At 40.7% G+C, this 7,231-nt stretch carries 4 protein-coding genes; all 4 read right to left on the reverse strand.

The genetic code is table 11. The features are described 5' to 3' along the window. Positions 1–142: 142 nt before the first annotated feature. Positions 143–1,729: a CHAT domain-containing protein gene (locus B4U84_RS14535; protein ID WP_017309824.1), complete on the reverse strand. Its 1,587-nt coding sequence runs from the start codon at positions 1,727–1,729 to the stop codon at positions 143–145. Between the two features lie 166 nt (positions 1,730–1,895). Continuing rightward, positions 1,896–4,217, reverse strand: a complete 2,322-nt coding sequence (locus tag B4U84_RS14540) for a PP2C family protein-serine/threonine phosphatase (protein WP_017309825.1) — start codon at positions 4,215–4,217, stop codon at positions 1,896–1,898. A 903-nt stretch (positions 4,218–5,120) separates the two neighbouring features. Then, positions 5,121–6,464: an esterase-like activity of phytase family protein gene (locus B4U84_RS14545; protein ID WP_017309827.1), complete on the reverse strand. Its 1,344-nt coding sequence runs from the start codon at positions 6,462–6,464 to the stop codon at positions 5,121–5,123. A gap of 166 nt (positions 6,465–6,630) precedes the next feature. Next, complete coding sequence (locus B4U84_RS14550; RefSeq protein WP_017309828.1) at positions 6,631–6,990, reverse strand: NAD(P)H-quinone oxidoreductase subunit M; 360 nt, start codon at positions 6,988–6,990, stop codon at positions 6,631–6,633. Positions 6,991–7,231 lie beyond the last annotated feature (241 nt).

The following is a 7,231-nucleotide window of genomic DNA, read 5'->3' on the forward strand; positions in this document are numbered from 1 at the left end:
CACCCATTTGTGGGTAATTACCTCCAAAATTTCATTGACAAAAAATGGTAAAGTACATAACAAATAAACTGACTGGAAGAGTAATATAAAACTCATCAAATCAGCTTAATTAGCTTTCGTATTTTATCGTTGTGCTTTGCAATTAGGAGTTCTCAATCATAAACTCCCAAGGATGACTATTTCTACTACCGAACTTTAACAGCATTCCTGGTTCCAGTAAAACTTCCTCGTGGTGGATTTGTTGCCAATCATTTTTAGTAGGTTTAGAAATCCAGGTTGTCCCGTAGGTAGAGTTTTCTCTCAGATAATATGTTCGTACTGGAGTAGCACCTGTAAAAGTATTCCGACACAAGATTTCTGCTTGACGCCTGGAAACAGAAGGTTGTGGAATTACAATGTCATTATCTGTAGTACGACCGATGCGAGTAACTCCGGTTTTCAGTTTATAAGTTATGCCAGCCGACTTCAAGGACGCCATAGGTAGCAAAGAAGCCATACCAGGTATGGAAGTTTCTGGTAGTTCTGTATTACCTTCTTCGTAACTCTTAATTAGTTCGCCATCAAATTGTGGGTGTAAATAGAGAACAGGTAATGTCCATGCTAGTTGATTAAATCTATAAACAGCCAATAAATGTTGTCTAGCCTCTGCTACAGCATAATCAATTGGTTGTCGCTTTCGCAAAGCTTGGACAAAGGTATGAATAAAAGTCAGACTTTCTTCGTCAGCAATTTGGTCGCGCATTCCTAAAACCGCAGGTACGCCATTGCGAATCAGTACCTCTGCTAAACTGCTACAAGGTATTGCCTGACCATTAGCAGCAGCTGGTTGCGCTCCCCAGCAGGCATTTAAAACTGCTAATTTCACTCCCGTATGGCTGAGTACTTGTGCCAATTCCATGCCATTAAGACGCATACCAGGACGCAAATGTAAATACCCGCCATCAGGACCTCGCGAACCATGACCCCCATAAAAAAAGATGTTGTAATTCCTGGTTTCTAGTTCTTGAATCAATTGCTGTGGGGTTGGTTGCACTAGTGTCTTGACAATACAAGGGGCATATCCCTGAGAATAACTTCCCATCATAGAGCCGTTAGAAAGGGTTTGCTCTAAAATATCAGCTTCTTTCTCTAACTGGAGATTATTTTCATCTTCTCCCAGAACTAGCAAAATATTTAATGTTTGATCAGTTCGCAACCGCAGTGGTAAGGGTTCAACTTCATTAGTAGTACGACTAAATAGAATGTTTGGAGACAGTGACATTGCCGACTGACCAACTTCACGCTGCATAATTTCCCACGGTAAAGCAGTTAAATTTGGGTCACGAATCTCTAGTCGAAAGCGCAAACGTGTATTTTGACCAGTGGCGATACCGCTACTGTATTCCAGACTGCCCAAGATTGGCCCGTCGAATAACCAACGCCATAAGCTAATTCCCAAATATTGCATCAGACGACTAGTGTAACTTGTCATTTGACCAGAAGTTGGTGAAAGCAACTCATTAGGAAGTGACTTTGATGCTGGGGGTATAGCTGTAGGGGAAATATCTATACAACTGTCGGGAGCAAACATCTCCTGCCACTTTCGCCAAGCTTGAGTTAACTCCGCCGACCAGACGCAATCGTGGATATCACGAGCGCCAGGGTAGGGAGCTTCAAACACACAAATAGCGAAGTGATCAGGACCAGCATTGACCAGACGCTTAACCGCCAAGTTCAGGGATGGATTCATTACATACAAACATCAAGATCAAAAATTTCCAATAATACAAACAACAAAAGACAAAAATAATTGCCTCCTGTTGATTTTTTCTTTGAGCTTTTACCTGTATTATTTCAGGTTTATACTAGTTTATCGAGTTTTTGACTATTGAGTGTTAGGCACACAGATTAGCCTGTTATGGGGTTGATCCTCCTTGATTTAAAGATGCAGGTGTGCGCTGAGGCTGCTCCACACATTGAGTAACACCTTCTGCTAAGGGCGTAGAGTTACCATTCAATAATTTTTGATATTCGGATAATTTGATTGTGTAGACTTTGCCCTCTTCCACCACAGGTTTTCTATCTATAGGAGTTAAGGGGTCGGGTGGGTTTATGGCTGAAGTGATACCCTCTCCAACAGAGCATACCCGCAAAGACATTGACTCATCTGGATTTTGCTGTTCTGTTGTGGTGACTTTACGTTTAATAATTTTCAAAACACTACCAGCAGGTGCGATCGCTTGTTGTGGAGATGATATATTTGTCAACTGGATAGTAGTTGTGGTCTGAATGACATGAGAGCGATCGCTTGGTGTAGATGGTACAACAGATGGCTCAAATTTCACAGAGGGAGTATTTGGAATTGTGGGAGTCCGTGGCTCGTTGTCTTCCTTACCAAAAATCCCTCCATTGAGCATCCATAAAGTACCAAATAAACCAGCACCTAGAATTAATCCTATAATAATGACAAACTGTAGTGGCACAGATCTAGGTAGCTTACTTGGCTGTGTATCTGGAATGACTTGAGTTTTTCGAGAATAACCACTTTCTGGTCTTGATTGTAGGGTTTGAGGTAGTTGAGTATTACTTGTAAGAGAAATCTCAGATATCTCGGGCAAAACTAATTGTGGTTTTGTCTGTGGTTCCGAGTACTTAAATTGATAGTGTACTAGGGCAATGGTGACATTATCATGTCCATTTTGAGTATTAGCAATTTCTAGTAATCTTTCGATCACGTTGGCAACATCAGTTTTACCCTGAATTAACGGTAAAATTTCTGTTTCCCAATACTGTTCTACACGGTCAAAGTCACTCAATCCATCGGAACACAGTAGAAAAATGCAATCTTCATCGAGAATAAAGCGTTCAGCAGAGGGATGCAAGGAAGTGCTAGGACTCATTCCTAAAGCTTGCACCAAGGAACCAGAAGCACCTTGTTGTATAGCATCTCGGTAAATAGCATAACCAAGGCGCACTTCCCGCGAAGCGACATCATCATCAAGAGTCACTTGATAACAACCATGAGGTGTAATCCAGTAAGCACGACTATCACCAACATGGGCAATGTACATTTCATGAGCAACAGGTAAAGCCATGACCAAGGTTGTTCCCATACGTTGGCGTCCTTGGCGACTTTCGCTGTCGTTGCGCTGGCTGATTTTGTCGTTAGCCGCCGCTGCTGCTTGTTGTAAATCTTCTAACAGAGAATTTGGATCAAGGTTGTCGTAAGGAACTTTAGTAAGTCCCTGTACCTGCTGTTGAATAGTTTCAATTGCCAAATTTGAGGCAACATTACCACCCTCGTGTCCGCCAATTCCATCGCAAACGATCGCCAAAGTGCTGTTAGAATTGGGTGGTTTGCTGATAATGCTACCACTAGGCGGATAACAGGCATCTTCGTTGCGTTGACGGCTCGGTCCTGTGTCGCTGACTGTGGCAATTGTAATGGCAGGAGATTGGGTACTTCCTAATGTTGAGAGTCCTTTATCTACAACTTTTACTAGTTGTTCAGCAGCATAAATTTTTTCTGTCACCAGAGAGTGACAAATCTCTTTAAGAAATTCTGCGATCGCTGGTTTGGCTGTACTTACCAACTGCTGCCAAAATTCCCCCAACTGCGCTAAACTTGGTACATAATCCTCTTCATAACGCAATTCCAACAAACGTACTAACGAGCCTTCCACCATTAATAATTGGGAACTGAGTAAGCTAGAGGCGACCCCTTCACTAGCCAGAGGTTGCCACAGCTGTGCTATCTGCCACAACCAATTCAGTTGACGCATTGATGTCGCATCACGCCATGCAGTGGTTAATTCACTACATAGTTGTACATCCAAAGAAGCTGTACTATCATCTGTAATCTTGAGTGGGGGTTTTTCTAAAAGTAATATGTCTCGCCCTTGACTACCATCAGATAAAGAAATTACTCCGTATACCTGCGGTACATGTAAGCGGTAGGGAATTAATCTTAAATAAGGTCTGATTGATTGTAATTTTTCGGGATCTGGTGTTTGGGGTAAATAACCAGGCTTAGTATCTAAAAGAATAGATTTATCAATAACTAGATAGCGAGTCGCCAATATATCTCCAGGATTACCCAATTTCATACCATCTGCCACAGCCCAGAGGAAGCGTTTAGGTAAAGGTGTAGAGCATCGCTGGCAGAATTTGTGGGTTAGAGGGTTGGGAGATTGACAAGCTTCATTTGGGCAATACAGGTTAGCCGCATCATTTTCCATAGTTTTCCCACCGGTCAGCGATTGGCAATTTCTTTATTAGTATTGGCGACGATATCTAGACCGTTCATATTTTTTTAATTAAAATATTTAAACTTTGGAACAATCATATAAATCTCGTGGTATCTGTCGAAAGCCATCGCATAGACGGCAATGGGTTTCTCTATAAAGCCAAGTGCAAAGGTGCGCCTAAATAACAATGTTATAACTCTACCCTACAGTTACTCTGTAGGATGCTCTGTCGCCAGATCTTCATGAATTTACAATTTGTCATCTAACTATAACGCCTTCACAACACTTAGACTTAATTACCCCATAAGAAAGAGGATATCAGACTAGTCTTTACTTTTACTTTATAGGTAGAGAGGCATTCATTAACAAACTTAAAGAAGACAGCTAGTAGCTAGTCTTCACTCGCTATTAGCAATTTGCTATAGCCAAGATTATATTAAGTTTCTTACTTTGCCTACTACGTTAACTGCAAATTTAACATATTTACTCAGTTAAAGTGTAATTAAAGAGCATAATGAAAAAAAAATTCACCGCGCTGCTAACCCTGATGAGCTAATTTCTGAACAACCACAAACCATGAAAGGGAAATCCAAACAACTTGTCATAGATGCTTATGATATTACGAATGCTGGCATCCAAGTGGCGATAGACTTTGTTGTAGATCAGCCCAAAGACTTAAAAGGCTTTACACAATATTTAAAGATGTTCAGAAAATTTCCAGACAAATGCGAACTGAACAAGGAGATAATCTGGTCTGATGTTAGTCATGGGTTACTAATCAATAATGATTATATTTTTATTTTATCTCAAAATAAATTTTTAAAAAGTAGTATAAATAGAATTATACCTCTTATTAAGAATCTTTATTTTAATTTGTTAAATAAGATTTCCTCGCTAATGAGGATTGAATAAAATTAAAGGTTTTTTTAAGCGAAGGAGAATAAATTCGGTATTGTCAGCTTGCTTGGGAATACGACCAGAACTATCGGCATAGTTATTATCGTTGATTACAAGTAGGGTCCTGCTATCTACAGGTAATACGCTCTCTATAGTCACAAAAGGGATCGTGAAGATGCCTGCTTTGGTGATATTTCCTCCAATTCTCTTAGGGTCAGATATATTTAGTAAATCTACTAATAATTCTTTATCGACGAACCCTTGCTCATCAATTTGTTTAATATTAATTTTATAAAGACGCTTAAATTGAGCAGGAGATGTAAAGGCAGAGTTATTAGGATCTCCTTGATAGTTATCACGTTCAATCACAATATATTCATGATCATTAATGGCAGTGAGTTCACCAATCGCATGGCTTTGATGCTCTAGTTGATAAGAGAAAATTTGCCCTGTATATTGCTTGCTGGCTAAGTCAAATTCATGAATTAACAGGCGCTGCTTGAGAGAGTCACCTTTTAAAGATCCTTCTAACAATACATAAAGTTTTGTACGACTAGTGTTGATCGCCATACCTTCAAAACCTTTAGAACCGCCCAAGTTTGCGCCGGTCAATCTTGCTTGCTCATCAGGTAAATTCATCAATTCTGGGTGGTCAGGTGATTTCACAAAATCTAATTTATCGACACCCAAGAAGTTAGGTAGAGGTATGGGAGGATCTAGCAGTTCGCCGTTTTGTCCTACATGTAGTAAGAACGGACCAAATTCGTCTCCCAACCAGTAACTACCGTCACTAAGACGCTGGAAAGACTCTATATCAAAATCTCCTCCTGTCAATAAACGATTTGTTCTGATCGCTGGACTAACGGGAATAGTGCTACCTGGGTAAAATGATTGGTCTGCAATAATAGGAAAACTAACTTTACGATTTTTATCATTTAGTTCTAAAAAGCTGTGACGATCAAACCAAGATATTCTTTCTCCGGTTTGCAGATTCACAGGAAAAACTTTACCTGTAGTAAAATCAGGTTCGATCGCATAAATACGCAATCTGTAATCAGGTGAATTAGCCTTGCTGCCAAAACCGTTATCTGAAATGACTAAATAAGTACCTGCTTTTGGGCCTTTGACAACCGCAGAAAAACCTTGTACAGGTTGAGCATGAAGAAAAGGAGTTGTGCGATTTGTCTTTTTAAATTGAGCTGTTGTTGAACCGAAGGCAAATGTATCAGCGCTTAAGACAGAACGTCCAACAAGTTCTGCGGCTTTGGCATGGGAGTAGAAGAGTAACAGTAAAATGACAACGGGCTGCGGCAATAGCCAACCAGCCAGCATTTTGACCATATTGAGCATTGAAACTCGTTACAATTTTAGACTTAACAGGAGGGTTGAAATTCTCCCCACCTTGGCAAAGCCTGTAGCTTGCTTCTCGCTTTCCTCGAAGAGGTTCCCGAAGGGTAGCGAATAGGTGGGGATTGTAAAGATCACTCTTTTAACTCAACCCCTAACTCTATTGGTTGCCAGGTGCTACTTGGGGAAGTCCCATACTGTAGTTAGTGACACGAGCAGAGAGATTGTAACTGATTTCGCCTTTTTGGAGAAGCGATCGCAGAAAATGTTCTAAGACAGACCCAATACGGCGCAAGTTATAATCTGTTAGGTCTGCGCCACTATATGCTTCTACTTGTTCATCAAACTTTTGATAAACCTTTCGCAAAGCATCTTCATTCCAGTTGAATTCGTTGTCCGGGTCAACATCCAACGTCAAGACCTGATTGCTGGGAACTAGTTCGCCATCCCGGTCAATTTCTGCCGCAAAAATACGGATATGCCGGGTTGTGGACTTAAGCAGCATTGGGTTGTCGTCCATAACGGTTTAGTGATTCAGGTTATAGCAGTTCTCGTTTGACTAGAATACAAGCAATTTATCGAAGATGCCACGTTTAGCGTCATATCCATCAGGATCTTAACTTTTTGGGATAGGCATAGTTCTATCTTAATCTTGATCTGGGAACAAGACAGACAAGGCAGTGTGGGGAGTGTGGGAAGTTTGGGAAGTGTGGGAGTAATTATTTAACAAGTCTTTTCCCAATCCCCGATGCCCGATGCCC

Origin of the sequence: Westiellopsis prolifica IICB1, assembly GCF_004323185.1 — a bacterium.
In the GTDB taxonomy this organism is placed as follows: Bacteria; Cyanobacteriota; Cyanobacteriia; order Cyanobacteriales; family Nostocaceae; genus Pelatocladus; species Pelatocladus prolificus_A.